Source organism: Pacificimonas flava (genome assembly GCF_000342165.1).
GTDB classification, from domain to species: domain Bacteria; phylum Pseudomonadota; class Alphaproteobacteria; order Sphingomonadales; family Sphingomonadaceae; genus Pacificimonas; species Pacificimonas flava.
In genome coordinates this window covers 433,018-458,239 of record NZ_AMRV01000002.1, presented here as the reverse complement: position 1 = coordinate 458,239, position 25,222 = coordinate 433,018, and the positions used below count along the sequence as shown (strand labels likewise).

Genomic DNA, 25,222 nt, shown 5'->3' with positions numbered 1-25,222 from the left:
ACCATGCCGCGGGCATTGGTTCCGCGCGGGCGCCGGCTAGCGGGTCGGAATGGGGGCGTCCCCGGAATAATCGTAGAAGCCGCGGCCCGACTTGCGGCCATACCAGCCCGCCTCGACATATTTGGTGAGGAGTGGTGCAGGGCGGTATTTCGGATCGCCCGTCTGCTCCTGCATCACCCGCATGATGGCGTGCAGCGTATCGAGGCCGACGAAATCGCTCAGCGTCAGGGGCCCCATGGGGTGGTTCGCGCCCAGCATCAGCCCCTTGTCGATATCCTCTACGCTGCCGATCCCCTCGCCCAGCGCGAAGATCGCCTCGTTCAGCATCGGGCAGAGTACGCGGTTGACGATGAAGGCCGGGCGGTCGGCTGCCTCGATCGGGTCCTTGCCGATCCGCTGACAGAAGTCCCGCACGATGCCGACCGTGTCCTCGCTGGTGGCGAGGCCAGGGATGATCTCCACCAGGCTCATCACGGGGACCGGGTTGAAGAAGTGCAGACCCAGGAAGCGGGCGGCGTCCGGCGCCGCCGTGCCCAGCCCCGTGATGGAGATGGAGGACGTGTTGCTGGCAAGGACAGCGCCGTCCTTCAGGGTCAGCCCCTCGAAAATCTTGCGCTTCACCGCCTCGTTTTCGGTCGCGGCCTCGATAACCAGATCGCAGCCCGACAGGTCCGCATTGTCCGCCGTCAGGACGATTCGGCCAAGCGCGGCCTCCGCATCCGCAGCGGAAATCTTTTCCTTGGCGACCATGCGCTTCAGATTCTTCTCCGCCGACGCCTTGCCCGTTTCGGCGCGCGCCATGTCGAGGTCGGACAGGATGACGTCATAGCCGGCCGAGGCGGCGACCTGCGCGATGCCGTTTCCCATCTGGCCCGCACCGATGATTCCGATTGATTGCATGATCGTCTCCACGGATAAGAAAAGCGCCGCCCCCACGAATGGAGGGCGGGGACGGCGCGACAGTTCAGGACCGGCGGATGTTCAGAGCTTCGAGGTCAGCTCGGGCACCGCCTCGTACAGATCCGCGACCAGGCCGTAGTCCGCCACCTGGAAGATGGGCGCATCCTCGTCCTTGTTGATGGCGATGATGGTCTTCGAATCCTTCATGCCCGCAAGGTGCTGGATGGCGCCCGAGATGCCGATGGCGATGTAAACCTCCGGTGCGACGATCTTGCCCGTCTGCCCGACCTGATAGTCGTTCGGAACATAGCCGGCGTCGACGGCGGCGCGGCTGGCGCCGATGGCGGCGCCCAGCTTGTCGGCGAGCGGCTCGATATATTTTTCGAAATTCTCGCCGGACTGCAGCGCGCGCCCGCCGGATACGATGACGGAGGCGCTGGTCAGTTCCGGGCGCTCGCTTTCGGCGACCTGGGCAGAGACGAAGCTGGACTTACCGCTGTCGCCCGGGCCGGACACCGCCTCGACGGAGGCCGATCCACCCTCGGTAGCGGCCTTGTCGAAGCCCGTCGCGCGGACCGTGATGACCTTTTTGGCATCGGAGGTCTTCACCGTCGCGATGGCATTGCCGGCATAGGTGGGACGATCGAAGGAGCCGTCGTCATTGACCGCGATGATCTCGGAAATCTGCTGGATATCCATCTTCGCCGCGACGCGGGGCAGGATGTTCTTGCCGGTGGTCGTGGCGGGTGCGACGAGGGCGTCATAGCCGTCCATCAGCCCCTCGATCAGCGGCGCGACGTTTTCCGCAAGCGCGTGGCCATAGGCGGCATCGTCGGCGTGCAGGACCTTGGCGACGCCGTCCACCTTCGCAGCGGCATCGGCCACGGCCTGAGAGCCTTCGCCGGCAACGAGAACATGCACGTCACCGCCCAGCTTCTTCGCGGCTGTGATAGCGGACAGGGTGGCGGAGCCGAGTTCCTTATTGTCGTGATCGGCGAGAACGAGGGTGGTCATGCGGCAACTCCCATTTCCTTCAGCTTCGCGACCAGCGTGTCGACGTCCGGCACCATCTCGCCGGCCTCGCGCTTCGGCGGCTCGGTGACTTTCAGCGTTTCCAGACGCGGCGCGACGTCCACGCCGAGGTCGGCGGCGGTCTTCTCGTCGATCGGCTTCTTCTTCGCCTTCATGATGTTCGGCAGCGACGCATAGCGCGGTTCGTTGAGCCGCAGGTCCGTGGTGATGATCGCCGGGGTGGTCAGCTTCAGCGTTTCGAGGCCGCCGTCGATCTCGCGGGTGACGTTTACGCCCTCCTCGCCCGGCTCGACCTTCGATGCGAAGGTGCCCTGCGACCAGCCGAGCAGCGCGGCCAGCATCTGGCCGGTCTGGTTGCTGTCGTCGTCGATGGCCTGTTTGCCGAGGATGACGAGGTCGGGGCTTTCCTCCTCCGTCACCTTCGCCAGGATCTTTGCGACCGCCAGCGGTTCCGGCATTTGCTCGGTGACGATCAGGATGCCGCGGTCGGCGCCCATGGCGAGGCCGGTGCGCAGCGTTTCCTGCGCCTTCTGCTCGCCGATGGACACGACGACGACTTCGTCCGCCTTGCCCGCTTCCTTCAGCCGCGCGGCCTCCTCGACTGCGATCTCGTCGAACGGGTTCATGCTCATCTTGACGTTGGACAGGTCGACACCAGTCTGGTCGCCCTTGATCCGCGGCTTCACATTATAATCGATAACCCGCTTCACGGGCACGAGAATCTTCATGCGTAGGCATCCTTTCGGCTGCGAGGAAACGTCCCGGGCGGGACTGCCCGGATGTGCGCCGGTTCATGGAACAGCGCACCTTTTTCTGTCAACGCGGCAAAAGCGGGGTTGTGTTCCGCCCGGCGCCGCGTCTTGCGCCGCATCAGCGCCGGTTCTGCCAGTCCAGATCGTCCGGCAGCGCGCGCCACAATTGCAGGCTGAACAGCCGCTCGGGGTCGGTCCAGGCCTCGACCTGACGGAAGCCGGCGCACCGCGCCAGCAACGCCGATTCCTCCAGCGTATATTTGTGGCTGTTGGAGATGTGGATCGTCTCGCCCTCGGAAAACGACCAGTGGCCGTTGTCGAGGTCGATGGTCGTCGGCCGCACGGCGCGGACATGCATCTCGATCCGGCCCATCTCCGCGTTCCAGAAGCTGTGATACTCCCAGTCCTCGATCTCCAGATCGGCGGAAAGGTCCTCCTGCATACGCCGCAGGATGCCCAGAATGAATTCGGCGGTGATGCCCTGACTGTCGTCATAGGCCGCCTCAAGCGTGCCGATATCCTTTTTCAGATCGACGCCGATGACCAGATGCGCATCGTCGCCCAGCGTTGCGCGAAAGGCGCGCAGCACGTCCACCGCCTCGAACGTGGACATGTTGCCGATGGTGGAGCCGGGGAAGAAACCGAGTTTCGGATGGTCCGCCACCTCTGCGGGCAGGTCGAGCTTGTGGGTGAAATCGCCCGGCAGCGGATAGACGTCGACGTCCGGCACCGCCGCGCTGACGTTCTTGGCGGCGCTTTCCAGGAAGTGCGCGCTGATGTCGATCGGCACATAGGCGCGGGCGCCGACGGCGTTCAGGAAGGGCGGCGTCTTGGCGCTGGAGCCGGAGCCGAATTCAACGACCGTTCGCCTGGTGCCCACCCGCTCGGCAATGGCGGCGCTGTGGCGCTGGATCAGCGAGATTTCCGTCCGGGTCGGATAATATTCGGGCAGATAGGTGATCTGCTCGAACAATTCGGACCCGCCCCGGTCGTAAAGATAGCGGGCGGGAATTTCGCGCGGGTCGCGTGAAAGGCCGGCACGGACGGCGGCGGCGAAGTCCTCCAGGACGACGCGCTCTGCAAGCAGGGCATCGCTCACAGGCTTTTCGCCAGTCGCAGGCCCGTGAACTGCCAGCGTTGATGCGGGTAGAAGAAATTGCGGTACGTCACGCGCTCGTGACCGGATGGTGTAGCGATGGATGACCCCCTCAGGACGAACTGTCCGCTCATGAACTTGCCATTATATTCGCCGACCGCGCCCGCGGCCGGCTGGAAGCGGGGATAGGGAAGATAGGCGCTCATTGTCCACTGCCAGCACCGGCCGAAGGCATCCGACAGGCCCGGCGCGGCGAGTTCCCATTCCGCTTCCGTCGGCAAACGCAGACCCGCCCATGTGGCGAACGCGTCGGCCTCGTAATAGCTGATATGTGTGACCGGATCGGCCGTGTTCAACGCCTTGCGGCCGGCAAGGGTGAACTGGCTTGGCCGGTTGTCCGGCTCCGCCCGCCAGTAAAGCGGGTGCCGAACGCCATGTTCCTGCACCCACGCCCAGCCGTCGGACAGCCACAGCGTCGCGGTCTCGTAACCGCCATCGTCGATGAATTCGTCCCATTCGGCATTGGTGACGAGGCGCGAGCCGATGGCGAAGGGCTCCACCAGCGTCCGGTGCCGCGGCCGCTCGCAATCATAGGCGAAGGTGCCCGCCTCGGCGGCGCCGATTTCCGATACGCCGCCCTCGTGCCGGTGCCAGGCCAGCTGGCTTTCCGCCGCGCTGGGGGATGTCCAGTGGGCATCGTAGACCGGCTCCACCGGATTTTGCGCGAACAGGTGCAGAAGGTCCGTCCACAACAGCTCCTGATGCTGCTGTTCGTGATGCAGGCCCAGCTCGACCAGCGCCTGCGTCTCGGCATCGAGGTCGGGCAGGGCCGCGATGAGGGCGGCATCGACATGCTGGCGGTAGGCGCGGATGTCGTCCAGGGTGGGACGCGTGATGAACCCGCGGCAGGCGCGTGCATGGCGCGGCCCAGCCGCCTCGTAATAGCTGTTGAACAGGAATGCGAAGGTCGGGTCGAAAACCCGATATTGCGGCAGGTTGGGCGACAATATGAAGGTTTCGAAGAACCAGCTTGTATGCGCCAGATGCCATTTGGCCGGGCTGGCGTCCTCCATCGACTGCGGCGTTGCATCCGCATCGCTGAGCGGCGCCGCGCGTCGATCGGTTTCCGCGCGCACGGCGGCGTACCGCTCCGCCAGTCCGCTGAGTAGGGTTGCCATCGCCTTGCGCTCTCCTCCCTCGGCCCGTCCCCGGGCGTCATGACGCCCGCGCTAGCGGTTTGCCCCCGGTTTCCAGAGCACATCACCGGGGCCGCGTGCGTTCGCGTCTCTCGCCATGACAAACAGATGATCGCTGAGTCGGTTCAGATATTTGATCGCCTCGGTCGTAATTTCTTCCTCCGCAGCCGCGCGGACGGCGTCGCGTTCGGCGCGGCGCACGAGTGTTCGCGCCGCATGCAGATGCGCGGCAAGCGGCGTACCGGCCGGCAAGACGAAGCTTTTCAGCGGCGCCAGATTCGCGTTCATCGCGTCGATTTCCCGTTCCAGGCGGGATACCTGCGCCGCATCGATGCGCAGCGCACCCTCGATGCCCGGCGGTGTGGCGAGATCCGCGCCAAGGTCGAACAGGTCGTTCTGAATCCGCGCAAGCCGCTCGTCGTCCGCCGCTTCGCTGGCGTGCAGCCGGGCAAGGCCGATGGCGGCATTCGCCTCGTCCACCGTGCCATAGGCGGTGACCCGCGCGGAATGTTTCGGGGTGCGGCTGCCATCGACCAGCCCGGTCGTGCCATCATCGCCGGTGCGCGTGTAGATGCGGTTCAGCTTCACCATGAACGAAGGAGGGCCCTCCGCGCGTTCGGGGTGGGTGACAGGGTCACGTCCCGATCGCGCCGACCGCCAGTGCCAGAATGATGACCAGGCCGATGGTCAGCGCCTGCAGCCAGACCCGGAGGTTCATCATCTTGTTCGACTGCCGTCCGCTGATGTCCTTGCCGCTGGCCATGATCATGATGCCGCGGACCAGTACGGCGGCCGTCCCGAGCGCGGCAATGACGATCAGTATGATGATGAACGTGTTCATGCCCCCCAATGTCGCGCAAGAAAGGCCCTTTGTGAAGGGGCGTGCGCTTTTGTCCGCATCGGCCGCACGTCGCAGGACAACCCAGAGGGAAACGGGTGCAGCGCCCGGCGTTGGCGTTCCTGTGGAGAAAGAGCAGTCAGACCTTTCCGGGCCGAGGGAGCGGATCCGGGGGCGGGCCGGACGCGGCACGGCTCTCGTCGCGGTCCTTCTCGTTCACCTCCTTGCCGCCTATCTCATTCTCAGCGGCCTGGCGGTTCATTTCGTGCGGCAGGCCGCGCGCGCCATCGACGTCACAGCCATCGAACTGCCGCTGCCCGATCCTGACGCCAATGCCGAGCCGGAGCCGGAGGGCGCATCCGCCGAGGCCGCGCTGGAGGCGGAGCCGCCGCCCGTCGTCGCGCCGCCGGAGATCGTCCTCGAGGATCCGCCGCGTCCGGCGCCGCCTGCGCCTGCCGCGGCGGAAGGGGCCGAGGACAGCGCCGGTGCGTCGGACGAACCCGGCCCCGGGACGGCCGCCGGCGGAGACGGAAACGGCCTCGGCAGCGGAGAGGGCGGATTCGGGACCGGCGGCGGCGGCGAGACGGTGGATGCAGAGCTGCGTGAGGGGGCGATCAACGGCGTCTATCCCTTCCCGCCGGAACTCCTGTCCCAGCGGCGCACGGACATTGCCGAATATCGCTTCATCGTGCTGCCCACGGGCCGGATTTTCGGCTGCCGGCCGCAGCGCACCAGCGGCAGCGCCGCGCTCGACGCCTATATGTGCAGCCTTCTCGAACAGCGCCTGCGCTATCAGCCTGCCCGCGATGCGGCCGGCCGCCCCGTGGCGGATGAAAAGGCCTATCGCCAGGAATGGGGCCTGCGCCGCTAGCGCGGACCCCTCTCGTCACTCCCGACCCTAAAAGGCGTAGACGACGCTGGCGCGGGTAATCGTGTCGGTTTTCTCGCGGTCGGCGGGCGGCTCGGTTTCATGCAGGACGTCAAAGCTGACGCGCGCGGACAGGTTGTCCACCAGTTTCGCCGTTGCCGCCGACTTCGAATAAAGACTGCTATTTCCGGTCGACCAGACGACGCCCGCCGATTCCGACAGCGTGATGTTGGACGCCGGCTTCCAGCGCACTTCCGTCCGTCCCAGAAGGTCCAGCCGGTTTTCATCGTCCTGATCCGTGAAGCTGGTCTGACGAAGCGCCGGACCGCCTTCTATCGTCCAGGAGAAATCCGCACTGTCGCGCAGGCGGTAACCAAGACCCAGGGATTCGGTGAAACGATATTCGAGGCCGGAGAAGCGGTCTCGTTCGAAGCTGAGAAGACCGAAGGAAAAGTACATCGGGCCGCTGAGATCGAAGCGGGAGATGTAGCCCGCATAAATGCGTTCGCGCGTGATCTCGCCGTTCGTCGCCAGATAGTCGAACGACAGGTCGAGATTATGCTCCCAATTCAGGCTGCGCTTGTCGAGGCCCAGCGAGGCGGAGAGACCCTCCTGATCGGTATTGCCGGTCGACAGGGTGCCGCCGATCGATCCTTCGCCCGTCCAGCCGTCGAAGAAGCCCTGCAGTGCCAGCTGCGCCTCGTTCTCCGCCTTGTCCTCGTCGTTCAGCTGGCTGATCAGCGCGGAAATCTCCTTCGCGCTCTCCGGCGCGGCGCGCTTCGCCACATTGCCGACCGTGCCCCGCTCTCCGGGATTGGCCGACATGATCATGTCGCGGATCTGGTCGGGAATGGGCTCGGCAGCGGCGGGCGCCGAGGCGATCAGCAGGGCGGGACAGGTTGCGGCCTGCAGAAGGCGGCGGGCATAAGGCAGGGGCGGCATCGGACTTGTGTTCCAGTTCGATCGGTTCGGTTGCGGTGCGGGTGGAGGCCCGTCTTTGCTAGCGGCACGGTGGCCTCAGGCCAAGTCGGCAGATGCGCGCGATGCGGCGAGCCGTGTCAGTTCCGTGCGAACGTCCGCGGCGGTCCACCCTTTGGCGCGCAGGTCGGCAAGCGGCTCGGCGCCGTTCCGTTTGGCCAGCCGCTCTCCGTCTGGTCCGGCGATAAGGGCGTGATGGTGATAATCGGGCGCCGCGAGGCCCAGCAATGCCTGCAGCGTCCTGTGGACATGGGTGGAGGGCAGCAGATCGACCCCGCGCACGATGTCGCTGACGCCTTGGAAAGCGTCGTCGACGGTCGCGGCCAGATGATAGCTGGTGCCGGCATCCTTGCGGGCGATGACGACGTCGCCGAGACGCCCGGGATCGACCTCCACCCGGCGTCCAAGGTTCGTGAAGGAAAGCGGTCCCGTCTGCACGGCCGCGGCCTGTGCGTCGAGGCGCCAGGCAAAGGCCTCCGCCGCCATGCGCCGCTCCCGGTCGGCCTCCGCCATGTGCCGGCAGGTTCCGGGATAGAGAGGACCGTCGGGACCGTGCGGAGCGGAGGGGGCCGCCGCAATGTCGCGCCGGGTGCAGAAACAGGGATAGACCGCGCCAAGCGACCTGAGCGTCTCCAACGCTTGCGCATAGGCCGTACGGCGGGTGGACTGGAACAGCGGTTGCGCGTCCCAGCGAATGCCGAGCCATTGCAAGTCCTCGAAAATGGCGTCCGCGAACGCCGCCCGGCTGCGTCCCTCGTCAATGTCCTCGATACGCAGCAGAAACCTGCCCCCGTTCGCGCGCGTGAAATCGTACGCCGACAGGGCCGAATAGGCGTGGCCCAGGTGCAGCCGGCCGGTGGGCGAGGGCGCGAAGCGGCAGGTGATCCCGCTCAACGCCGCCTCCTTCCGCGAGTCGCATCCATTTTTCGGTTGATTAAGTTTTTTGCCTCTGGTGTCATTCTCACGTCACGAAGGGGCGGCATTGCCGCTTCCAAGTCAAGGGTGGACGGCCGAAGCGTGGTCTTTCGCGCCGCCCGACCCAGGGGATTGGTGCCGATCCGGCGACCGGTTTCCGCGTGCGATGGGGCAGGAGCAGCGCACCCGCGCCAAGGCCGTCCGTAACGGGCGAGCCAAGGGAGGGCGAGTGTGGCGGCGATGTCGGGAGTACAGGAAAGACAATCTGGCGGCGATCGAACCGGCGACGGTCGATCGGCGGGCGGGCGTGACGGGTCGGCGGAGGCGTCGCAGGCGCTTGCCGCCTGTCCGGCCCTCGTCCTCAATGCGGATTACACGCCGCTTAGTTATTATCCGCTCAGCCTCTGGGCCTGGCAGACAGCCATAAAGGCGGTGTTCCTGGACCGCGTGGCCGTTGTCGCCGAATATGACAGGCGCGTCCATTCGCCCAGCTTCGAGATGCGGCTGCCCTCCGTCATCGCCCTGCGCGAATATGTGAAGCCGGCCACGCACCCGGCCTTCACCCGCTTCAACCTGTTCCTGCGCGACCGCTTTTCCTGCCAATATTGCGGCCGTACCGACGATCTGACCTTCGATCATGTCATTCCCCGCGCCTATGGCGGCCGGACGACGTGGGAGAATGTCGCCACCGCCTGCGCGCCCTGCAATCTGGCGAAGGGCGGGCGCACGCCGAAGGAGGCGCACATGGATCTTTATACCGTGCCGCAGCGCCCGACGACGCACGAATTGCAGGCGAACGGGCGGGCCTTTCCGCCGCATTATTGTCACGCGACCTGGCGCGATTTCCTCTATTGGGACGTCGAGCTGGAAAGCTGAGACGCTTTGCCCGTCGCTTTCGGGCGCGCGCCATGCTTAACCGGTCCCTGTCCTCGCCCAGCAGCGGCGAGGCCCTTGGGGACTGGTAGCTGGGAGCGTAGGGATGGCCACCGAATATGAAGCGGGCGCAGCGCCTGCCGAGGAACCGGGGGTACGGCCACTCGCCTATCTGAACGCGGTCGGCACCGCCAATCCCCCGCACGATATTCACGGCGCCTATGTCGACCTGATCGCCGCAAGGCTGGAGCCACGGCAGGAAAAGCTGTTTCGCCGCATGGCCGGGCGTGCGGGTATTTCGCACCGCTACTCCATCTTTTCACCGGCGGAGGCGAATGGATCGGCGGCGGATGCGGAGGGTTTCTTTGCCCACGGCGCCTATCCCGGGACGGGGCGGCGCATGGCCCGTTACGAGACGGAGGCGCCCGCGCTTGCGCTGCAGGCCATCGCCCGGCTCGATCCCGATCCGGCGTCCATCACGCATCTGATCGTCTGTTCCTGCACCGGCTTCACGGCGCCCGGCCTCGATCAGCGCATCGCCGCCGCCATGGGGCTGCGCGCCGACGTGGAGCGCACGGTGGTGGGCTTCATGGGCTGCTATGCGGCCGTGAACAGCCTGCGGCTGGCGAACCATATCGTGCGGTCCGACGCCGATGCGCGCGTTCTCGTCGTCAATGTGGAGCTGTGTTCGCTGCATTTTCAGGACACCAGCGACCTCGATACGACCTTGTCCTCCATGCTGTTCGCCGACGGGGCGACGGCCGCGCTGGTGACGGCGCAGCCTCAGGGGTTCGCGCTGCGGGATTTCCGCTCCTCGGCCATCGCGCAGTCGGAGGAGGCGATCACCTGGCGCATTGGCGACAGCGGCTTCGACATGCATCTGTCGGGGGAGGTGCCGCGACACATCGAAACCGCGCTGCGCGGCTCGGCCGCCGCCGGTCCGGACGGTCTGCTGCGCGGGGAGGGGGCGGACGCCTATGATTGCTGGGCCGTTCACGCCGGCGGCCGCACGATCCTCGATGCGGTCGAGAAGGGTCTCGACCTCTCCGACGGCTCGCTTGCCGTGTCTCGCGACATTCTCGACCGGCACGGCAATATGAGTTCCGCCACGCTGATGTTCGTCCTCGCCAGACTTCTCGCAGACGGGCGCGACATCTCGCGCGGCATGGCCATGGCGTTCGGACCGGGTCTCGCCGCGGAAAGCTTCCGCTTTCGAAGCGCGTGACTGCGCACGGATGCTTCGCACGCGCGACGAACGACAGGAACTGATCGACGATCCGGCGTTGCCGGACGAGGACTTCGCCGCGGCCATGGCGGATCTCGCACGGGTCAATTTCTGGCTGCGCGGCCATGCACCCACCCTGTCCTTTCTGCGGCGCCATGCCCCGCGAGGCGGCTTTTCGCTGCTCGACGTCGGTGCCGGGCAGGGCGACCTTCTGCGCAGTATCGAGCGCTGGACGGACAGGCGCGGCATCCCCGCGCGGCTGACCGGCATCGACCTGGCGGCAGGCGGCGCGCTTGCGGCCGGTCGCGCCGGCACGCGCGCGGCCTATCTGACCGGCGACGTGTTCGCGCACGAGCCCGCCACGCCCTATGATTTCATCGTCAGCGCGCTGTTCACCCATCATTTGCCCGACGCCGACATCGTTCGCTTCCTGCGCTGGATGGACGGGCATGCCGTGCGCGGCTGGCACATCAACGATCTGCATCGGCATCCGCTGGCGCTTTGGGGATACGCCGCGCTGTCGAGCGCGATGCGCTGGCATCCCATCGTCCGCCACGATGGCAGGCTGTCGGTGCGCCGCGCCTTCACGCGCGCCGATTGGCGGCGTCTGCTGCGAGAGGCCGGGGTCACGGCGCGGATCACCTGGCATCCGCTGTTCCGTTGGGGCGTTTCCAGCGTCCGATGACCGGCAGCCTCCTTGTCGTCGGCGGCGGGCCTGCCGGAGCGATGGCGGCGGCGGCCGCGGCCGCACGGGGGCGGTCGACCGTTCTGATCGAGCGCAGCGCCGGTCCGCATCACAAGGTCTGCGGCGAATTCCTGTCCTGGGAGGCGCGGCGCTTCCTTGCGCAGGCCGGGGCGGCGCTGCCGGAGGGGGCGCCGATCGACAGGCTGCGCCTGCACGCCGGCGGCCGCACCCGTACCGCCCGCTTGCCGGGAACGGCCATGGGGATCAGCCGCTGCCGGCTCGACGAGGCGCTGCTTGCACACGCCGCCGCGTGCGGCGCGGAGATTCGGCGCGGCGTTGCGGCATCGGCGTGGCAGGACGGCGCGGTGCGCCTGCGGGGTGGTGGGATGCTGTCGGCGGATCGCATCGTGCTTGCCACCGGCAAGACAGATCTGCGCGGCACCCCCCGGCGGCCTGCACCGTCCGTCACGGACGGTCTGACCGGTTTCAAAATGCACCTTTCGCTGGCGCCGGAGGATGCGGCGGCGCTGCGGCGGACCATCGAACTGCACGTGTTTCCCGGCGGCTATGCCGGACTGCAGCCGATAGAGGGCGCACGCCACAATCTCTGCCTGCTGATCGCAACCCACCTCGTCGACGGCTGGCCGGCGGTGCTGGCCCATCTCGGGCGGCATGCGCCGATCCTCGGTGAGCGGCTGGGGCGTGCCGATCCGCTTTACGAGCGGCCGCTTGCCATCGCGCGCGTGCCCTATGGCTTTCGGCGCCGCGACGACCGGCTTGCCGTGGGCGATCAGAACGCCGTGATCCACAGCTTTACGGGTGATGGCCTGGCCCTTGCCATCGGCAGCGGCGCCCTTGCCGGGGCGTGGGGCTCCGGGGATACCGAACTGGCCGCCGCGCTTCGCCGCTTTGCCGCCGGCCCCGTCGGCCGTGCTGCATGTTTGTACCGTGGTCTTGCCGCTCGACCGGCGCTGCTTGCAAAGGCGGCGCTCTTGCCGGGCGCGCTGCGCCTTTCGGCGCGGCTGACCCGTGCAAAAATGCCACACATTGCGTCTTTTCAGCGAGACAAATCGGAACTAGGGCCGCCCCAGAACCATTTGAGATGCGTATCGTAACCCGGAAGCGGGTCGAAACGAGGATGTTATGGCGAGTAAGAAAGACATGGAACGACAGGAAGACAAACAGGAAATCACGATGGATTCCCTGTTGGCGACACTGGATCGTCCTATCGACTCGCGGGTTTCGCGTGGCGGCTATTCGCAGCTTTCCGATTTCCTGCAGCGAAACGCCGCACGCCGTTAGGCGGAAAATCTTTCTTTCTCAGCGCCGCCGTGCCGCTGCTCGCCGCGCGATCAAGAGCAGTCCGCCCGCCGCCGTCAAATCCGCTCCTGCCGATCCTGACGACTTCAGGTCGATTTCGATCTGGTTCAGTCGTGCCAAGGCCCGTTCCGCATCGGTGACGCTCCAAAGGCTCAATTGACGGGTAAGCGAGGGCTTGTCCTTCCAGAAAATCTTGCGTCCCAGCCCGTCCAGATAGGCGTCTGCCGGCATCCCCGGCGGCTTTGCCGATGCCAGTTCGACCAGCTGGACGAAGCGGCGCTGCACGGCACGCACCTGTGCGACACTGGCCTTGCCGTCTGCCAGCAGCCGCACATGCTCCGCAGCCGCCCCCTTCGTATCGCCGCCCGCGACGGCGTTCGCCAGATCCGCAAAATTTCCTTCCGAGAACGCCGCCCCCAGCCGGTCGAGAACCGCCATGTCCAGCGTCTTCGGCGTGTCCGGCGCTGCGTCCAGGTAAAGCGCGTATTTCTCGATTTCGCGCTGCGCGACTGCGCGGCTGGTCAGGATCATCGCTGCCAGGGCCTGCTGCGCCTCGCGCGAGGGGTCCAGCCCGGCCGCCTTGCACAACTCCCCGGCAAGCGCGCCCGCCTGCCGCGCATCGGGCAGGTAGAAGCGCAGGGCGGCTGCGTCCTTCGCCGTGCCCGCCAGCTTCACGAGAGCATGGGTCGGCTTCAAATCGCCGGCCAGCATGATCACGGGATTGTCGCCCATGGGCGAGGTCAGGAGCGCCTCTGCGCCCTTTACCGCCTGAACGGCCGCGGCGCCGGCGATCTGGTCCAGCCACACCACCTTGCGGCCGCCGAACATCGACATGGCAGCCGCCTCGTCCGCCAATCGTGACGGCGAGTCCCGCAAATCGGCCAGGCTCAGCTGAATCCGGCCGGCGCTCCCGGGTTCTTCGGCCAGACGGTCGGCGAGCGCGCTGGCGGCCGCGCGGCTTCCGGCCTCGTCCTGACCGTAGAACAGGAACAGGCGCAGGCCGGGATCCGGCTTTGCCAGCAGGCGGTCGATGTCGGGCCGCTTGTCCGCCTTCACGGCTGCGGCCCTACCGCGCTTCGGCGAGGGCGTAGGTGGAAATACGCGCGACGATCTGGTCGGCGATTTCACGCGACAGCCGGTCGAGCGCCTCGGACTCTGCGGCGACCACGGCATATTGCGAGGAGACGACGTCTATGCCCGCGTCTGACCGCGATGTGGTATCGATCAGGGTGATGTCCGCCTGGGTATCGACCAGCTGCCAGCGGGCGCGCAGGGTGCGCCGTTCGCGTGTGATGGCAACGTCGCTGCGAATGCCCCGGCCGGTAATCTCGTCGTCCAGCGCCACATCGAGGCGGTAGCGCGACTCGCCGTCGGGCGCGGCGGCCAGCCGGTCGAGAAGCGCCTGACGCACCAGATAGCCGGCACGGTCCTCGATCAGCGACACCTGGATAGACCCCAGCGTCTGTGCGGCCGCGCTGCTGCCGCCGCCGCCATAGACCGGCTGCAACGCGCAGCCGCCCAGGAGCAGCAGGCCCGCACCCGCCGCAATCAGAAGGGGGCCGGCGACCCGCATCAGACGACCAGGTTCACCAGGCGGTCGGGCACGACGATCACCTTCTTCGGCGGCTTGCCGTCCAGAAAGCGGACGATCTTCTCGCTGGACAGCGCCGCCGCCTCGACATCGTCCTTCGGCGCGCCCTTGGGCATCTCGATCGTATCGCGAAGCTTGCCCTGCACCTGCACCGCAATGGTCACGCTATCCTCGACCATCAGCGCCGGGTCCGCGACCGGCCAGGCGGCATCGGCGATCAGCCCATCACCGCCAAGCTGGGCCCACGCCTCCTCCGCCAGATGCGGCATGGCGGGCGCGGTTAGCTGCACCAGCGTTCGTACGGCCGCGACACGGTCCGCCGACGGCTTCGCCTTTTCGATGAGGCCGGCCAGTTCATAGCAGCGGGCGACCAGCTTGTTGAACCGCAGCGCGTCGAGATCCTCGGTCACGGCCGCCACCGTCTTGTGGACGCCGCGCGTCAGCGCCTCGTCGCGGCCGGCATCCGCACTGTCCGTCGCCGATTCGACCAGCCGCCACAGCCGCCCGACGAAGCGCGCCGCGCCCTCGATCCCCGCGTCCGACCATTCCAGATCGCGTTCGGGCGGCGAATCCGACAGCACGAACCAGCGCACCGCATCGGCGCCGTAGCGGCGGATGATCGGTTCGGGATCGACCGTGTTCTTCTTCGACTTCGACATCTTCTCGAGGCGCCCGCGCGTGACTTGCCGGTCCGTGCCCGTCTCGAACAGCGCATCGCCGCACCGCTCGACATTGGCGGGTTCCAGCCAGCGCCCGTCTTCGGCCCTGTAGGTCTCATGCGTGACCATGCCCTGGGTGAAAAGCTGGCGGAACGGCTCCTTCACATCGGTCAGGCCGCATTTCGCCAGCGCCCGCGTCCAGAAGCGGGCGTAGAGCAGATGCAGGATCGCGTGCTCGACACCGCCGATATACTGGTCGACCGGCAGCCAGGCGGCGACCTCCGCCGGGTCGAAGGGCCTGTCCGCCGGCTGACTGGCGAAGCGAAGGAAATACCAGGACGAATCGGCGAACGTGTCCAGCGTGTCGGTTTCCCGTTCGGCCTTGCCGCCGCATGTCGGGCAGGTGGCGTGTTTCCATGTCGGGTGCCGCACGAGGGGATTGCCGGGCACGTCGAAGCTGACATCCTTCGGCAATTCGACGGGCAGATCGGCCTCCGGCACGGGCACCGCGCCGCACGCCTCGCAGTGGATGACCGGAATCGGCGTTCCCCAATAGCGCTGGCGCGATACGCCCCAGTCGCGCAGGCGGTATTGCGTCGTCCCGCGTCCCCAGCCTTCGGCTTCCGCCTTCTCGATCACGGCCGCCAGAGCCGCGCCGGTTTCCATGCCGGTGAGGAACTCCGAATTCACCAGCCGTCCCGGTCCGGTATAGGCTTCATTGCCGATCGGCGTGCCTTCCTCGCCCTCCGGCGCGACGACGCGCGTGACGGGCAGCGCATATTTGCGTGCGAAGTCCAGGTCGCGCTGGTCGTGGGCGGGGCAGCCGAAGACGGCGCCGGTGCCGTAGTCCATCAGCACGAAATTGGCCGCGAAGACGGGCAGGGTAATCTCCGGGTCCAGCGGATGCACAACGCGCAGGCCGGTGTCGTAGCCACGCTTGTCCGCGGTCTCCAGCTCCGCCTCCGTCGTTCCCGAACGGCGACATTCCTCGATGAAGGCCGCCAGCGCCGGATCGTTCTCGGCCAGCTCCAGCGCCAGCGGGTGATCGGCGGCGATAGCGGCGAAGCTGGCGCCGAACAGCGTGTCGGGGCGGGTCGTATAGACCTCCAGTTCGTCGCCGCGCCCCTCGATCTCAAAGCGGAAATTCAGGCCGCGGCTGCGCCCGATCCAGTTCGCCTGCATGGTGCGGACCTTGTCCGGCCAGTTGTCCAGCCTCTCCAGCCCGTCCAGCAGGTCGTCGGCGAAATCGGTGATTTTCAGGAACCACTGCGACAGGCGCTTGCGCTCGACCGGCGCGCCGGACCGCCAGCCCTTGCCATCGATCACCTGCTCGTTCGCCAGCACGGTCATGTCCACCGGATCCCAGTTCACATAGGCTTCCCGGCGGTAGACCAGGCCGGCTTCCATGAACTTCAGGAACAGCGCTTGTTCATGGCCGTAATAATCCGCATCGCAGGTGGCGAACTCGCGGCTCCAGTCGATGGCGAGGCCCAGCGTCTTCAGCTGCGCGCGCATCGCGGCGATATTGTCCCGCGTCCAGCCTTCCGGATGCACGCCCCGCTCCATGGCGGCGTTCTCGGCCGGCATGCCGAACGCATCCCAGCCCATCGGGTGCAGCACCTCGTCGCCGGCCATGCGGCGATAGCGCGCCAGCACGTCGCCCATCGTGTAGTTGCGCACATGGCCCATGTGGATGCGTCCCGACGGGTAGGGAAACATCTCCAGAATATAGCGCTTCGGCTTGGTGGAGGCGGTATCGGCCCGGAACGTGCCCGCCGTATCCCAGGCGTCCTGCCATCGCTGCTGCGCGCGGGCGGCGTCGAATCCCTTCGTCATGCGCGGCGCTTTATCCGGTCACGGTGGCGCTGCGGCGCAGATCGCGGGCGCGCGTCAGGATCGTTTCCTCCAGTTTCTGCACCGTGCCGGCCCGTACCTCGACGTCGGCCCAGCCATTGCCGCTGCGCTGCTGGCGCGCGGCCGCGACGCGCACGCCGTCGGCGCGCAGGTCCTGGCTCAAGATATAGACGGTGACCTTGATGCGCTCCTCCGGCGCCTGCGGGTTCTGATACCAGTCGGTGACGATCACGCCGCCCTGGCTGTCGACCTGCGCCATCGGCATGAAGGACAGGGCTTCCAGGCTCGCGCGCCACAAATAGCCGTTCACGCCGATATTGGTGACGTTCGACGCACCAAGATCTGCGCGGCGAACCTCGTCGCCGCCGCCGCAGGCCGCCGTCGACAGTGCGGCGAGGGCGATCAGGCTGGCGGAAAGCACGGTGCGAGGGCTTGTCATGGGAATCATATGTCCGTTCGGTGTGAAGATCGGGAAGGTGCGCGGCATCTATAGGACGGCTGCGCCCCCTTCGAAAGCCCCGCGCGGTCCGGCGTCCGGCATCGCATGGCCTTACGCCGGCGCTGGCCCCGACCCCTCGCGATCGACGCCCGCCGTGTCCGCGGCGCAACAGCCGAAGCGAAATATTTTAGCGATAGAATGAAACCGACGATTAGGACTCGGATTGATAAGGGGAATCGTCCATGCCGGAACGTATTCACCCTCGGGAGCGGACCTGAAGATCGAGCCAATGCGCATGTTTGCCTGCCTTTTGCCCAGTGCGGCGGTGCTGTCCATGGCGTTTGCCGTGGCCGCGCCTGCGCTTGCGCAGGGTGGCAGCGCGCTGAAGGAGCAGGCCGCCAAGACGGAAAAGCGCCGTCTCGCCACCGGTACGATCGGCAGCTTTACGCCGAACGGCGCAAGCCGCGATTTTGGTACGCGCCTGTCGGAGCTGGAGAAGCGCTTTTCCTTCACGCCGTCGGAATCGAAGAAGGCGGGCGCTGAGAAGATTACCGTCGGGCTGACGCGCCGCATCGCCCATGATTTCAGCGCTCCGACGCCGAACGAGGGTTCCGCATCGCGTGTGGCGACCCGCGCGTCCGCCGTCGGCGCGGGCGTCGATGTGGGCTATGCGGGCTTCTCCCTGACCGGCGATTACAATCGTGGAGAGGGCCGGATCGAGGGGTCGCAGCGCGAACGCGTCGATGTCGGGTTCGGTTATGCGGCGAAGGAATGGCGCGCCGATGTGCGGGCCGGTGCCAGCCAGCCCTCCGACGCCAATCTGATCGTGCCGGAACCCGTGGGCGAGGCGCTGTCCGTCGAGCTGGGCGGTGCCTATGCCGTCAGCTCCCGTCTCGCGGTGAAGGGCGGCGTTCGCTACGACCGCATCCATCCGGAGGCGTTCACCCGCGACTTTGTCAACCGCGACGCGGAAACGGCAAAGGACACTGGCACCGTCTATCTGGGCACGTCCTTCAGCTTCTGACGTGCGCGTCAGCGTCTAGCGGGCTTGGCGGCGGATTTAGGCCGCCGGCCGGTCGTTTCCATCTTGCTGAGTGCATCGATCGCGCCCCAGGCCGTGGCGCCGACCGCCTTCATCCGCGCGAATGCGCGCTCGCTCATGCCGCCCAGCGCACCGACCCGCATGCGCCGTTCCCCCTGCCCAAGCCGCGCCTGCCGCAACATCAATCCGAACCGAACCGCGCCGAGAGTGCGTGCGCCGGGGTGGGAGGCGGTGGGAAAGACCGGCGACAGAAACGCGAGGGCCGCACCGTTTCTTTTCGCCCGGATCAGATCGGGCACGCCGTGTGCGGAGGCGGTCAGTGCGCCGGGCCGCCGCCGATACCGGTTGGCATGTTGCGGAATGCGCATCGTCAGGGTTTCCGCCTCCGCCGCCACCAGCAGCAGACCGCGCCGTCTCGCCGCTGCCCGAACCTTGCGCAGCAAAGCGGCCCGGTTCGCCGCGCCGTAATGACGAAACACGACGCCGCTGCCACGCGGCAACCGGTCCAGTGCGTGCCACAGCGCCGCGCCTTGCCGCTCGTCTGTGAACAGCCAGCGTTCGGGAAGCGTTTTGCGGCCGCGCATCAGCGCCCTATAGCGGCCCTCATGACGCAAGCGAATGACAGACTGACGGACGTGCGGCAGCGAATTGCCCGAATGGCGAAGGTCGCGGGCCGGGACCCGGCGGACATCACCCTGATCGCCGTCTCCAAGACGCAGCCGGCAGAGGACATTCGCCCGCTCCTGGAGGCGGGACACCGGGATTTCGGCGAGAACCGCGTGCAGGAGGCGGAGCAGAAATGGCCGGCGCTGAAGGCCGAATTCCCGGACGTGCGCCTGCACATGATCGGTCAGTTGCAATCCAACAAGGCCGCCGCTGCCGCGGCCCTGTTCGATGCCCTTCATAGTGTCGACCGTCCATCTCTGGTCAGGGCGCTGGGCAAGATCGATATGCCGCCGCCCGTGTTCCTGCAGGTCGATGTCGGCGAGGAGGCGCAGAAGGGCGGGTGCCCGCCCGCCGACCTGCCGGCGCTGCGGGATCTGGCGGCGGATTGCCGGCTGAACGTGCGCGGTTTGATGTGTCTGCCGCCGGCAAAGCGGGAGGCGGCGCCTTATTTCGCGCTGCTGGCCAGACTGGCGAAGGATGCTGGCCTCGAGGGCCTGTCCATGGGCATGTCGGGGGATTTCGAAACGGCGGTGCAGCTTGGCGCGACCCATGTGCGCGTGGGCACCGCACTGTTCGGACCGCGCCCATGACGGACCGGGCCGAGGCGGCCATCATCTTCGATTTCGACGGCGTTCTGGTCGACAGCGAACTGGCGGAGAACCGGCATATCGCGGAGACGCTGTCGGACCTGGGCCGCCCCACGGACCTGCGCGATGCCATCCGCGAATTCACCGGCCTCTCCGGCCTCGATTTCGTCCGCGCGCTGGAACGCTGGATGGACGGCCCGGTCCCGGCCGCCTTTGACGAGCGGCGCCGCGAACAGAGTGTCCGGTTGATGCGGACGGGCATTGACGCCGTGCCGGGTGCGCTGGCCTTCGTTGCGGCCCTGGCACCCACACGAAAAATCGCCATCGTCTCGTCCAGCTCGACCGAATGGCTGCGCGCGCATCTCGCCCATCTCGGCCTTGCGGGCCGGTTCGAACCGCATCTTTACAGCGGCAAGGAGCACGTGGAGCGCGGCAAGCCGGCGCCCGACGTCTATCTGTACGCCGCGCGGGCGCTCGGCGCGGCGCCGTCCCGCTGTTTCGTCATCGAGGATTCCATACCCGGCGTCACCGCGGCGGCAGCGGCTGGCATGCATGTGTGCGGCCTTCTGGCGGCCGGCCATATCGCCGGCGGCCCGGACGATGACGCGGCCGGCCGGGACGAACATGGCCGGCGGCTCCTTCGGGCGGGCGCCAGCGTTCTTGCCGTGGATTATGAGGAGGTCGCGGCGCATCTGGCCGCATTCGAGGGAGAGGAACAGCCATGATCACGGTCCACTATGCGCCGCAGACGCGCGCTTCGCGCATGTTCTGGCTTCTGGAGGAGATCGGCGAGCCCTACGAGCTTGAGCGCATAGACCTCGGCGCACCGGAAAACGCGTCCGCGGATTTTCGCGCCGCCAGCCCCCTCGGCAAGGTGCCCGCTCTTACCGACGACAAGGCCCACGTCGCCGATTCCGCGGCCATCTGTCTCTATCTCGCAGACAAATATGCCCCCGGTACATTGGCGCCGCTGCCGGACGATCCGGCGCGCGGAGAGTTTCTGACCTGGCTGTTCTTCACGCCGTCGGTGATCGAGCCCGCCATGTCGGAAAAGGCGTCGGGCATGCCGCCGCAGCCGACCCGCAATGCCTGGGGCAGCTGGGACCGTATGCTCGCCGCCCTCGGCGACCGGCTCGAGGGGCGCGATTATGTGGCGGCAGGCTGCTTCACCGTCGCCGATCTTATGATCGCGGGTTCGCTGCGTTTCATGTCTGCCTTCGGTATGCTCGATCTCTCGCCCGGCATGGCAGCCTACACCGAGCGCTGTTTCGGCCGCCCGGCGGCACAGCGCGCGGAGGAGCGGGAGCGGGCTGCCGGCTGATGGGGCAGATCCTTCTCTACGGGGCCTATGGCTATACCGGCCGCCTGGTGACGGAGCGCGCGGCGGCGCGCGGCCTTGCGCCCATTCTCGCCGGGCGGAACGAGGGCAAGCTTACGGATCTGGCGGCGCGCTACGGAGACCTGCCGGTGCGCGCCTTCGGCCTGGGAGAGGTCGGCGGCAATCTTGAGGGCGTCACCACACTCCTCAATCTGGCCGGTCCGTTTTCCCGCACGGCGGACCCTCTCGCCCGCGCCTGCATGGCGGCCGGTATCCATTATGTGGACATCACCGGAGAGATCGCCGTTTTCGAAACCTTGCACGCCTTCGGGCCGCAGGCTGCCGCTGCCGGCACAGTGCTGCTGCCGGGGGCCGGTTTCGACGTCGTCCCCTCCGACTGCCTTGCGGCCCATGTCCATCGCCGGATGCCAGACGCGGTCAGCCTGGAAATCGTCATCGGCGGCCTGACGGAACTCAGCCGCGGCACGGCGAGAACGGCGCTGGAAAGCATCGATACCGGGACGAAGGCGCGGCGCGGCGGACAGATCGTGACGCTGCCAGGCACGCCGCGCGGCACGGCGGACCTCGGCCGGGGGCTGCGCCCGACGGTCCAGATGAGCTGGGGCGATGTCGCGACGGCATTCTGGTCGACCGGCATTCCCGACATCGACGTCTATTTTGAGGCGAACGAGCGGCTGGAGCGGGTGATGCGCCTGCCGGCCGCGGCGCGCTGGTTCCTCGGTACGCCGCCGGGGCGGGCGCTCGCCAACCGCGCGATCGACCGGCAGCCGGCGGGCCCCGACGAAAACATGCGCGCGTCCGGTCGTGCCGTCATCCTGGCGGAGGCCACAGATGCGGAGGGCAACCGCGCCATTTCCGAACTGGAAACGCCGGAGGCCTACCGGCTGACCGCGATGACCGCGCTGGAAACGGCGCTGCGGGTGGACCGGGGCGATGCGACTGCGGGCTTCCATACGCCCTCGACCGCCTTCGGCCCCGACTTCGTGATGAGCTTTCCCGGCGTCTCGCGCAGCGACGTCTAGGCGCGCACCGACGGTTTCAGCGTATGTCGAGCGCCGCGCCCGGTTTCAGGCGGCCGAGCATGTCCAGCAGCAGCGGTTTGTCGACGGCGATGCAGCCGGCCGTATGGTCCTTCGCCGCGCGGCAGTGCAGGAAGATCGCGCTGCCGGCACCGGGGGCGGGCGGCGTGTTGTGCGCCGTGGTGACGATGACGTCATAAAGTCCGTCCTCTCTCCACAGACGCTCTGCCGAATGGCGGTGGGGGTGGCGCACGGGCCGATTATATTCCGGGTCTTCAGGTGCGTCCGACCAGCCATCCTGCGGGTGCAGCCAGCGCCACGGCAGAGCCAGACGGGGCGGCGGCGCCGTTCGATCCGGGCGCAGCAGCACCGTCAGAAGCGGCCAGCGTCCCAGCGGTGTCGCGCCGTCCCCCTCTTCCTTCGTGCCCGCCGGTACCGCGCCGCCGCGACCGATCAGACAGTCCATGTCGGCGCCCCCGAAGGACAGGCGGCGGCGCGCGGTATCGACGATCAGGTCCATGGGGAAACGGCCCTACAACCCGGCACGCCCCGCGGCCAGGCGGCTTGACCATCGCCGCGCGTTGCCGCATGGCGGCGGCCGTGCCGGCTTAGCTCAGCTGGTAGAGCAACCGCCTTGTAAGCGGTAGGTCGTCGGTTCGAGTCCGACAGCCGGCACCAGCGTCTCGGGTCCGGGGGAGACAGTTCGACTTGGCCGATACAGCGCATCCCCCGCAGCCGTCACGATCGTCCCCGCCCCCAGGCGGCGACGGGTCGATCGCCGCCGCGCCCTCGTCCTTGCCCGTGCCGGCGCCGCAGATCATGCGCTCCGAATCCGGTGATTTCGAATGGTGGCATTACGACATCCCGGCCTCGTCCGGCGCCACCGGCCTGCCGGCCCTTGCGGAGGCGGCGGGAATTTCGGGTGTGGCGGGCAGCGCGCTGACGGCGGCCGAAACGCGCCCCCGCTGCGATGCGATGGGGACGGGCGCGCTCGTCAATCTGCGCGGTCTCGGTGTGGAGCCAGCGCCGGGGGGCGACCGGCTTGTTTCGATACGGCTGCACGCGCAGGCGGGGCGTGTCGTGTCGGCCAGCCGCCGCCGCCTCTCCGCCTTTCAGACCGTGCAGGCCGCGATGCAGGCGGGGCGCATCAACGATCCGGGCGATCTGATGGCGATCTTCGCCCGCGCGATCAGCACCGAACTCGATCCGCAGGTTTCCGCTCTCGGCGACCGACTGGACGACGCGGAAACGCGTCTCGAAGGCAGCAATATCTACCGGCTCCGGCGCGGCATCACGGCGCTGCGGTCGGATGCCATCGCCTATCGCCGTTTCGTGGCGCCCGACCGCGATGCCCTGGTGGAACTGGCCTCGCTACAGGTGGACTGGCTGGATTCCGGCGACCGCCTGCACATACGGGAGGCGGCCGACCGCTTCGCCCGCATGACGGAGGAGCTTGAAGCGGTGCGGGAACGCGCGGCGCTGCTGCATGAACAGCTGACCGACCTGCGCGCCGAACAGATCGACCAGCGCAGCCTCGTCATCGCGGTCGTCGCCTTCGTCTTCCTGCCGCTGACCTTCATCACCGGTCTTCTCGGCATGAACGTGGAGGGCATTCCCTTCGCGCACAGCCATTGGGCGTTCTGGGGCGTCACCGGCTTCTGCATCCTTGTCGGCGGGGTAGTCCTCGCCTGGTTCACCGCGCGCCGCTGGCTGCCGGAAAAGGACGACTAACCGGCGGCCGGAACTCCTCGTGCCCCATCAGTGGCGGAAGTGGCGCATTCCTGTCAGCATCATGGTAAGATCGCGTTCGTCGGCAGCGGCGATGACCTCCTCGTCGCGGATCGATCCGCCCGGCTGGATAATCGCCGTCGCACCCGCCTCGGCGGCCGCGATCAGGCCGTCGGCGAAGGGAAAGAAGGCGTCGCTGGCAACGGCGCTGCCCCGCGTCTTCGGCTCGGCCCAGCCTGCGGCCTCGGCGGCGTCGCGCGCCTTCCACGCGGCGATGCGCGCGGAATCGAGACGGCTCATCTGACCCGCGCCGATGCCGGCGGTTGCGCCGTCCCTGGCATAGACGATGGCGTTCGATTTCACGTGCTTCGCCACGCGCCAGGCGAACATCATGTCGCGGCGCTCCGCCTCGCTCGGCGCGCGCTTCGTCACCAGTTTCAGCTCGTCCTCGACCAGCGCATTGTCACGGCCCTGAACGAGCACGCCGCCGGTGATCGTCTTCAGGAGGAGGCCCGGCCGGCCCGGCGCGGGCAGGTCGCCCGTCAACAGCAGGCGCAGATTCTTCTTCTTCGCGAACACCGCGCGGGCGGCCGCGTCGGCGTCCGGGGCAATGACCACCTCGGTAAAGATGCCGGTGATCGCCTCGGCGGCCGCCTCGTCCAGCGTCCGGTTCGAGGCGATGATGCCGCCAAAGGCCGACACCGGATCGCACGCGAGCGCGGCACGGTACGCGGCCTCGATATCATCGCCGCTCGCCACGCCGCAGGGGTTGGCATGCTTGATGATGGCGACGGTCGCGCCCTCGTCGCGGAACTCCGAAATCAGGTCCAGCGCGCCCTCGGCATCGTTCAGATTGTTGTAGCTGAGGTCCTTGCCCTGCACCTGCTCGGCCTGCGCGACGCCGCTGGCATGCGGGCCGCGCGGGACATAGACGGCGGCCGCCTGATGCGGGTTCTCGCCATACCGCAGCGCGCTGCCACGCGTCATCGCGACGGTCAGCGTCTCCGGGTGGGTTTCGCCCTGATCGGAAAAGGCGAACCAGCTTGCGATGGCGGAATCATAGGCGGCGGTCGCGGCATAGGCCTTCGCGGCCAGACGCTTCCTCAGCGCCAGAGTCGTCTGCCCGTCCTCTGCCTCCAGCTCCGCTGTCAACGCGGTGTAATCGGCCGGGTCGGTGACGATGGCGACGGATTCGTGGTTCTTCGCGGCCGATCGCACCATGGAGGGGCCGCCAATGTCGATATTCTCGATGATCTCGGCCCGCTCCGCCCCGCGCGCCACGGTTGCCTCGAACGGATAGAGATTGACGACGACGAGATCGATGGCGGGGATGTCGTGCTCCATCATCGACGCCTTGTGCGCGGCGTTCGACCGCACGGAAAGAAGGCCGCCATGCACCTTCGGATGCAGCGTCTTCACCCGGCCATCCATCATTTCGGGGAAGCCGGTCAGATCGGAGATGTCGCGCACCTCCAGACCCGCCTCGCGCAGCGCCTTCGCCGTGCCGCCGGTGGACACAAGCTCGACGCCGCGTGCCGACAGCGCGCGCCCCAGATCCGCAAGACCCGTCTTGTCCGAAACCGAAAGAAGCGCGCGGCGCAGCGCGACCTTGTCCGTCAT

General features: G+C 67.4%; 28 protein-coding genes and 1 tRNA gene. 13 read left to right on the top strand and 16 right to left on the bottom strand.

Going from position 1 to position 25,222, the window contains the following annotated elements:
- Positions 1-36 precede the first annotated feature (36 nt).
- From C725_RS04885 to C725_RS04855, 7 genes are all read right to left on the bottom strand, one after another.
- Complete coding sequence (locus tag C725_RS04885) at positions 37-900, bottom strand: 3-hydroxyacyl-CoA dehydrogenase NAD-binding domain-containing protein (protein ID WP_038281773.1); 864 nt, start codon at positions 898-900, stop codon at positions 37-39.
- 81 nt (positions 901-981) lie between these two features.
- Positions 982-1,914, bottom strand: a complete 933-nt coding sequence (locus tag C725_RS04880) for an electron transfer flavoprotein subunit alpha/FixB family protein (protein WP_008600523.1) — start codon at positions 1,912-1,914, stop codon at positions 982-984.
- Complete coding sequence (locus C725_RS04875) at positions 1,911-2,660, bottom strand: electron transfer flavoprotein subunit beta/FixA family protein (RefSeq protein WP_008600522.1); 750 nt, start codon at positions 2,658-2,660, stop codon at positions 1,911-1,913. Before C725_RS04875 ends, C725_RS04880 begins: the two co-directional genes overlap by 4 nt.
- Before the next feature lie 142 nt (positions 2,661-2,802).
- Positions 2,803-3,783, bottom strand: a complete 981-nt coding sequence (gene egtD / locus C725_RS04870; protein ID WP_008600521.1) for an L-histidine N(alpha)-methyltransferase — start codon at positions 3,781-3,783, stop codon at positions 2,803-2,805.
- A complete protein-coding gene (egtB, locus tag C725_RS04865) occupies positions 3,780-4,958 on the bottom strand; it encodes an ergothioneine biosynthesis protein EgtB (protein ID WP_008600520.1) in 1,179 nt (392 codons plus the stop codon). The genes egtD and egtB overlap by 4 nt, the downstream gene beginning before the upstream one ends.
- A gap of 51 nt (positions 4,959-5,009) precedes the next feature.
- Complete coding sequence (locus C725_RS04860) at positions 5,010-5,567, bottom strand: cob(I)yrinic acid a,c-diamide adenosyltransferase (protein WP_008600519.1); 558 nt, start codon at positions 5,565-5,567, stop codon at positions 5,010-5,012.
- A 43-nt stretch (positions 5,568-5,610) separates the two neighbouring features.
- Positions 5,611-5,817 carry a twin transmembrane helix small protein gene (locus C725_RS04855; protein ID WP_008600512.1) on the bottom strand — a complete coding sequence of 69 codons (207 nt, stop codon included), beginning with the start codon at positions 5,815-5,817 and terminating at the stop codon, positions 5,611-5,613.
- A 121-nt stretch (positions 5,818-5,938) separates the two neighbouring features.
- Here C725_RS04855 and C725_RS04850 point away from each other — a divergent pair, with 121 nt between their 5' ends.
- Positions 5,939-6,685 (top strand): energy transducer TonB, encoded by a 747-nt coding sequence (locus tag C725_RS04850; RefSeq protein WP_078056137.1) that lies wholly within the window; start codon positions 5,939-5,941, stop codon positions 6,683-6,685.
- Positions 6,686-6,712: 27 nt separating this feature from the next.
- Here the strand turns inward: C725_RS04850 and C725_RS04845 are convergent, their stop codons facing one another.
- Positions 6,713-7,624 carry a DUF481 domain-containing protein gene (locus C725_RS04845; RefSeq protein ID WP_008600510.1) on the bottom strand — a complete coding sequence of 304 codons (912 nt, stop codon included), beginning with the start codon at positions 7,622-7,624 and terminating at the stop codon, positions 6,713-6,715.
- 75 nt (positions 7,625-7,699) lie between these two features.
- Positions 7,700-8,554 carry a tRNA glutamyl-Q(34) synthetase GluQRS gene (gluQRS, locus tag C725_RS04840; RefSeq protein WP_008600509.1) on the bottom strand — a complete coding sequence of 285 codons (855 nt, stop codon included), beginning with the start codon at positions 8,552-8,554 and terminating at the stop codon, positions 7,700-7,702.
- Between the two features lie 261 nt (positions 8,555-8,815).
- On the opposite strand from gluQRS, the gene C725_RS04835 reads away from it, so the two are divergent.
- From C725_RS04835 to C725_RS16350, 5 genes are all read left to right on the top strand, one after another.
- Positions 8,816-9,451, top strand: coding sequence for an HNH endonuclease (locus tag C725_RS04835; protein WP_051051218.1), 636 nt, complete (start codon positions 8,816-8,818; stop codon positions 9,449-9,451).
- A 103-nt stretch (positions 9,452-9,554) separates the two neighbouring features.
- A complete protein-coding gene (locus tag C725_RS04830; protein WP_008600506.1) occupies positions 9,555-10,673 on the top strand; it encodes a type III polyketide synthase in 1,119 nt (372 codons plus the stop codon).
- 10 nt (positions 10,674-10,683) lie between these two features.
- Entirely contained in the window at positions 10,684-11,358 is a 675-nt protein-coding gene (locus tag C725_RS04825) for a methyltransferase domain-containing protein (RefSeq protein ID WP_008600505.1), read from the top strand.
- Complete coding sequence (locus C725_RS04820) at positions 11,355-12,473, top strand: NAD(P)/FAD-dependent oxidoreductase (RefSeq protein WP_008600504.1); 1,119 nt, start codon at positions 11,355-11,357, stop codon at positions 12,471-12,473. The genes C725_RS04825 and C725_RS04820 overlap by 4 nt, the downstream gene beginning before the upstream one ends.
- 28 nt (positions 12,474-12,501) lie before the next feature.
- Positions 12,502-12,660, top strand: coding sequence for a hypothetical protein (locus tag C725_RS16350; RefSeq protein WP_008600503.1), 159 nt, complete (start codon positions 12,502-12,504; stop codon positions 12,658-12,660).
- A gap of 18 nt (positions 12,661-12,678) precedes the next feature.
- Here the strand turns inward: C725_RS16350 and holA are convergent, their stop codons facing one another.
- Genes holA through C725_RS04800 form a run of 4 tightly spaced genes read right to left on the bottom strand, consistent with a single transcriptional unit; the run spans position 12,679 to position 17,230 of the window.
- Complete coding sequence (gene holA, locus C725_RS04815) at positions 12,679-13,734, bottom strand: DNA polymerase III subunit delta (RefSeq protein WP_008600502.1); 1,056 nt, start codon at positions 13,732-13,734, stop codon at positions 12,679-12,681.
- Positions 13,735-13,744: 10 nt separating this feature from the next.
- Positions 13,745-14,251 (bottom strand): LPS assembly lipoprotein LptE, encoded by a 507-nt coding sequence (lptE, locus tag C725_RS04810; protein ID WP_008600501.1) that lies wholly within the window; start codon positions 14,249-14,251, stop codon positions 13,745-13,747.
- Entirely contained in the window at positions 14,251-16,764 is a 2,514-nt protein-coding gene (gene leuS / locus C725_RS04805) for a leucine--tRNA ligase (protein ID WP_008600500.1), read from the bottom strand. The genes lptE and leuS overlap by 1 nt, the downstream gene beginning before the upstream one ends.
- 10 nt (positions 16,765-16,774) lie before the next feature.
- Positions 16,775-17,230 carry a DUF3576 domain-containing protein gene (locus C725_RS04800; protein ID WP_008600499.1) on the bottom strand — a complete coding sequence of 152 codons (456 nt, stop codon included), beginning with the start codon at positions 17,228-17,230 and terminating at the stop codon, positions 16,775-16,777.
- 280 nt (positions 17,231-17,510) lie between these two features.
- Here C725_RS04800 and C725_RS04795 point away from each other — a divergent pair, with 280 nt between their 5' ends.
- A complete protein-coding gene (locus C725_RS04795) occupies positions 17,511-18,245 on the top strand; it encodes a porin (RefSeq protein WP_008600498.1) in 735 nt (244 codons plus the stop codon).
- Positions 18,246-18,253: 8 nt separating this feature from the next.
- Here C725_RS04795 and C725_RS04790 read toward each other — a convergent pair whose 3' ends face one another.
- Positions 18,254-18,847 (bottom strand): thiamine phosphate synthase, encoded by a 594-nt coding sequence (locus C725_RS04790; protein WP_008600497.1) that lies wholly within the window; start codon positions 18,845-18,847, stop codon positions 18,254-18,256.
- A gap of 21 nt (positions 18,848-18,868) precedes the next feature.
- Between C725_RS04790 and C725_RS04785 the strand changes: the two genes are divergently transcribed.
- From C725_RS04785 to C725_RS04770, 4 genes are read left to right on the top strand one after another with little or no spacing between them, the layout of a single operon-like run.
- On the top strand, positions 18,869-19,519 hold the full coding sequence (locus tag C725_RS04785) for a YggS family pyridoxal phosphate-dependent enzyme (protein ID WP_008600496.1): 651 nt from the start codon (positions 18,869-18,871) through the stop codon (positions 19,517-19,519).
- The gene (locus tag C725_RS04780) at positions 19,516-20,241 is read left to right on the top strand and encodes an HAD family hydrolase (protein WP_008600495.1); all 726 of its coding nucleotides are present in this window, start codon (positions 19,516-19,518) and stop codon (positions 20,239-20,241) included. Before C725_RS04785 ends, C725_RS04780 begins: the two co-directional genes overlap by 4 nt.
- Positions 20,238-20,837, top strand: a complete 600-nt coding sequence (locus C725_RS04775; RefSeq protein WP_008600494.1) for a glutathione S-transferase family protein — start codon at positions 20,238-20,240, stop codon at positions 20,835-20,837. The genes C725_RS04780 and C725_RS04775 overlap by 4 nt, the downstream gene beginning before the upstream one ends.
- Positions 20,837-21,877, top strand: a complete 1,041-nt coding sequence (locus C725_RS04770) for a saccharopine dehydrogenase family protein (protein ID WP_008600493.1) — start codon at positions 20,837-20,839, stop codon at positions 21,875-21,877. Before C725_RS04775 ends, C725_RS04770 begins: the two co-directional genes overlap by 1 nt.
- A 16-nt stretch (positions 21,878-21,893) precedes the next feature.
- On the opposite strand, the gene C725_RS04765 is transcribed toward C725_RS04770, so the two are convergent.
- Positions 21,894-22,394: a L,D-transpeptidase family protein gene (locus C725_RS04765; protein WP_008600492.1), complete on the bottom strand. Its 501-nt coding sequence runs from the start codon at positions 22,392-22,394 to the stop codon at positions 21,894-21,896.
- Positions 22,395-22,476: 82 nt separating this feature from the next.
- Between C725_RS04765 and C725_RS04760 the strand changes: the two genes are divergently transcribed.
- Together C725_RS04760 and C725_RS04755 are read left to right on the top strand one after the other, a co-directional pair.
- Positions 22,477-22,552: transfer RNA gene (locus C725_RS04760), tRNA-Thr, on the top strand.
- A gap of 30 nt (positions 22,553-22,582) precedes the next feature.
- On the top strand, positions 22,583-23,605 hold the full coding sequence (locus C725_RS04755) for a CorA family divalent cation transporter (protein ID WP_243442692.1): 1,023 nt from the start codon (positions 22,583-22,585) through the stop codon (positions 23,603-23,605).
- 27 nt (positions 23,606-23,632) lie between these two features.
- On the opposite strand, the gene purH is transcribed toward C725_RS04755, so the two are convergent.
- Positions 23,633-25,222 (bottom strand): bifunctional phosphoribosylaminoimidazolecarboxamide formyltransferase/IMP cyclohydrolase, encoded by a 1,590-nt coding sequence (gene purH, locus C725_RS04750; protein WP_008600490.1) that lies wholly within the window; start codon positions 25,220-25,222, stop codon positions 23,633-23,635.

Coding starts and splice junctions, on each gene's coding strand:
- C725_RS04780 (WP_008600495.1), top strand. CDS start 19,516: ATGACGGACCGGGCCGAGGCGGCCATCATCTTCGATTTCGACGGCGTT.
- C725_RS04845 (WP_008600510.1), bottom strand. CDS start 7,624: ATGCCGCCCCTGCCTTATGCCCGCCGCCTTCTGCAGGCCGCAACCTGT.
- C725_RS04795 (WP_008600498.1), top strand. CDS start 17,511: ATGCGCATGTTTGCCTGCCTTTTGCCCAGTGCGGCGGTGCTGTCCATG.
- lptE (WP_008600501.1), bottom strand. CDS start 14,251: ATGCGGGTCGCCGGCCCCCTTCTGATTGCGGCGGGTGCGGGCCTGCTG.
- C725_RS04875 (WP_008600522.1), bottom strand. CDS start 2,660: ATGAAGATTCTCGTGCCCGTGAAGCGGGTTATCGATTATAATGTGAAG.
- C725_RS04885 (WP_038281773.1), bottom strand. CDS start 900: ATGCAATCAATCGGAATCATCGGTGCGGGCCAGATGGGAAACGGCATC.
- C725_RS04880 (WP_008600523.1), bottom strand. CDS start 1,914: ATGACCACCCTCGTTCTCGCCGATCACGACAATAAGGAACTCGGCTCC.
- purH (WP_008600490.1), bottom strand. CDS start 25,222: ATGACGGACAAGGTCGCGCTGCGCCGCGCGCTTCTTTCGGTTTCGGAC.
- C725_RS04830 (WP_008600506.1), top strand. CDS start 9,555: ATGGCCACCGAATATGAAGCGGGCGCAGCGCCTGCCGAGGAACCGGGG.
- C725_RS04775 (WP_008600494.1), top strand. CDS start 20,238: ATGATCACGGTCCACTATGCGCCGCAGACGCGCGCTTCGCGCATGTTC.
- C725_RS04765 (WP_008600492.1), bottom strand. CDS start 22,394: ATGGACCTGATCGTCGATACCGCGCGCCGCCGCCTGTCCTTCGGGGGC.
- C725_RS04835 (WP_051051218.1), top strand. CDS start 8,816: ATGTCGGGAGTACAGGAAAGACAATCTGGCGGCGATCGAACCGGCGAC.
- C725_RS04825 (WP_008600505.1), top strand. CDS start 10,684: ATGCTTCGCACGCGCGACGAACGACAGGAACTGATCGACGATCCGGCG.
- C725_RS04785 (WP_008600496.1), top strand. CDS start 18,869: ATGACGCAAGCGAATGACAGACTGACGGACGTGCGGCAGCGAATTGCC.
- C725_RS04770 (WP_008600493.1), top strand. CDS start 20,837: ATGGGGCAGATCCTTCTCTACGGGGCCTATGGCTATACCGGCCGCCTG.
- C725_RS04860 (WP_008600519.1), bottom strand. CDS start 5,567: ATGGTGAAGCTGAACCGCATCTACACGCGCACCGGCGATGATGGCACG.
- C725_RS04790 (WP_008600497.1), bottom strand. CDS start 18,847: ATGCGCGGCCGCAAAACGCTTCCCGAACGCTGGCTGTTCACAGACGAG.
- C725_RS04800 (WP_008600499.1), bottom strand. CDS start 17,230: ATGATTCCCATGACAAGCCCTCGCACCGTGCTTTCCGCCAGCCTGATC.
- C725_RS04820 (WP_008600504.1), top strand. CDS start 11,355: ATGACCGGCAGCCTCCTTGTCGTCGGCGGCGGGCCTGCCGGAGCGATG.
- C725_RS16350 (WP_008600503.1), top strand. CDS start 12,502: ATGGCGAGTAAGAAAGACATGGAACGACAGGAAGACAAACAGGAAATC.
- leuS (WP_008600500.1), bottom strand. CDS start 16,764: ATGACGAAGGGATTCGACGCCGCCCGCGCGCAGCAGCGATGGCAGGAC.
- C725_RS04855 (WP_008600512.1), bottom strand. CDS start 5,817: ATGAACACGTTCATCATCATACTGATCGTCATTGCCGCGCTCGGGACG.
- egtB (WP_008600520.1), bottom strand. CDS start 4,958: ATGGCAACCCTACTCAGCGGACTGGCGGAGCGGTACGCCGCCGTGCGC.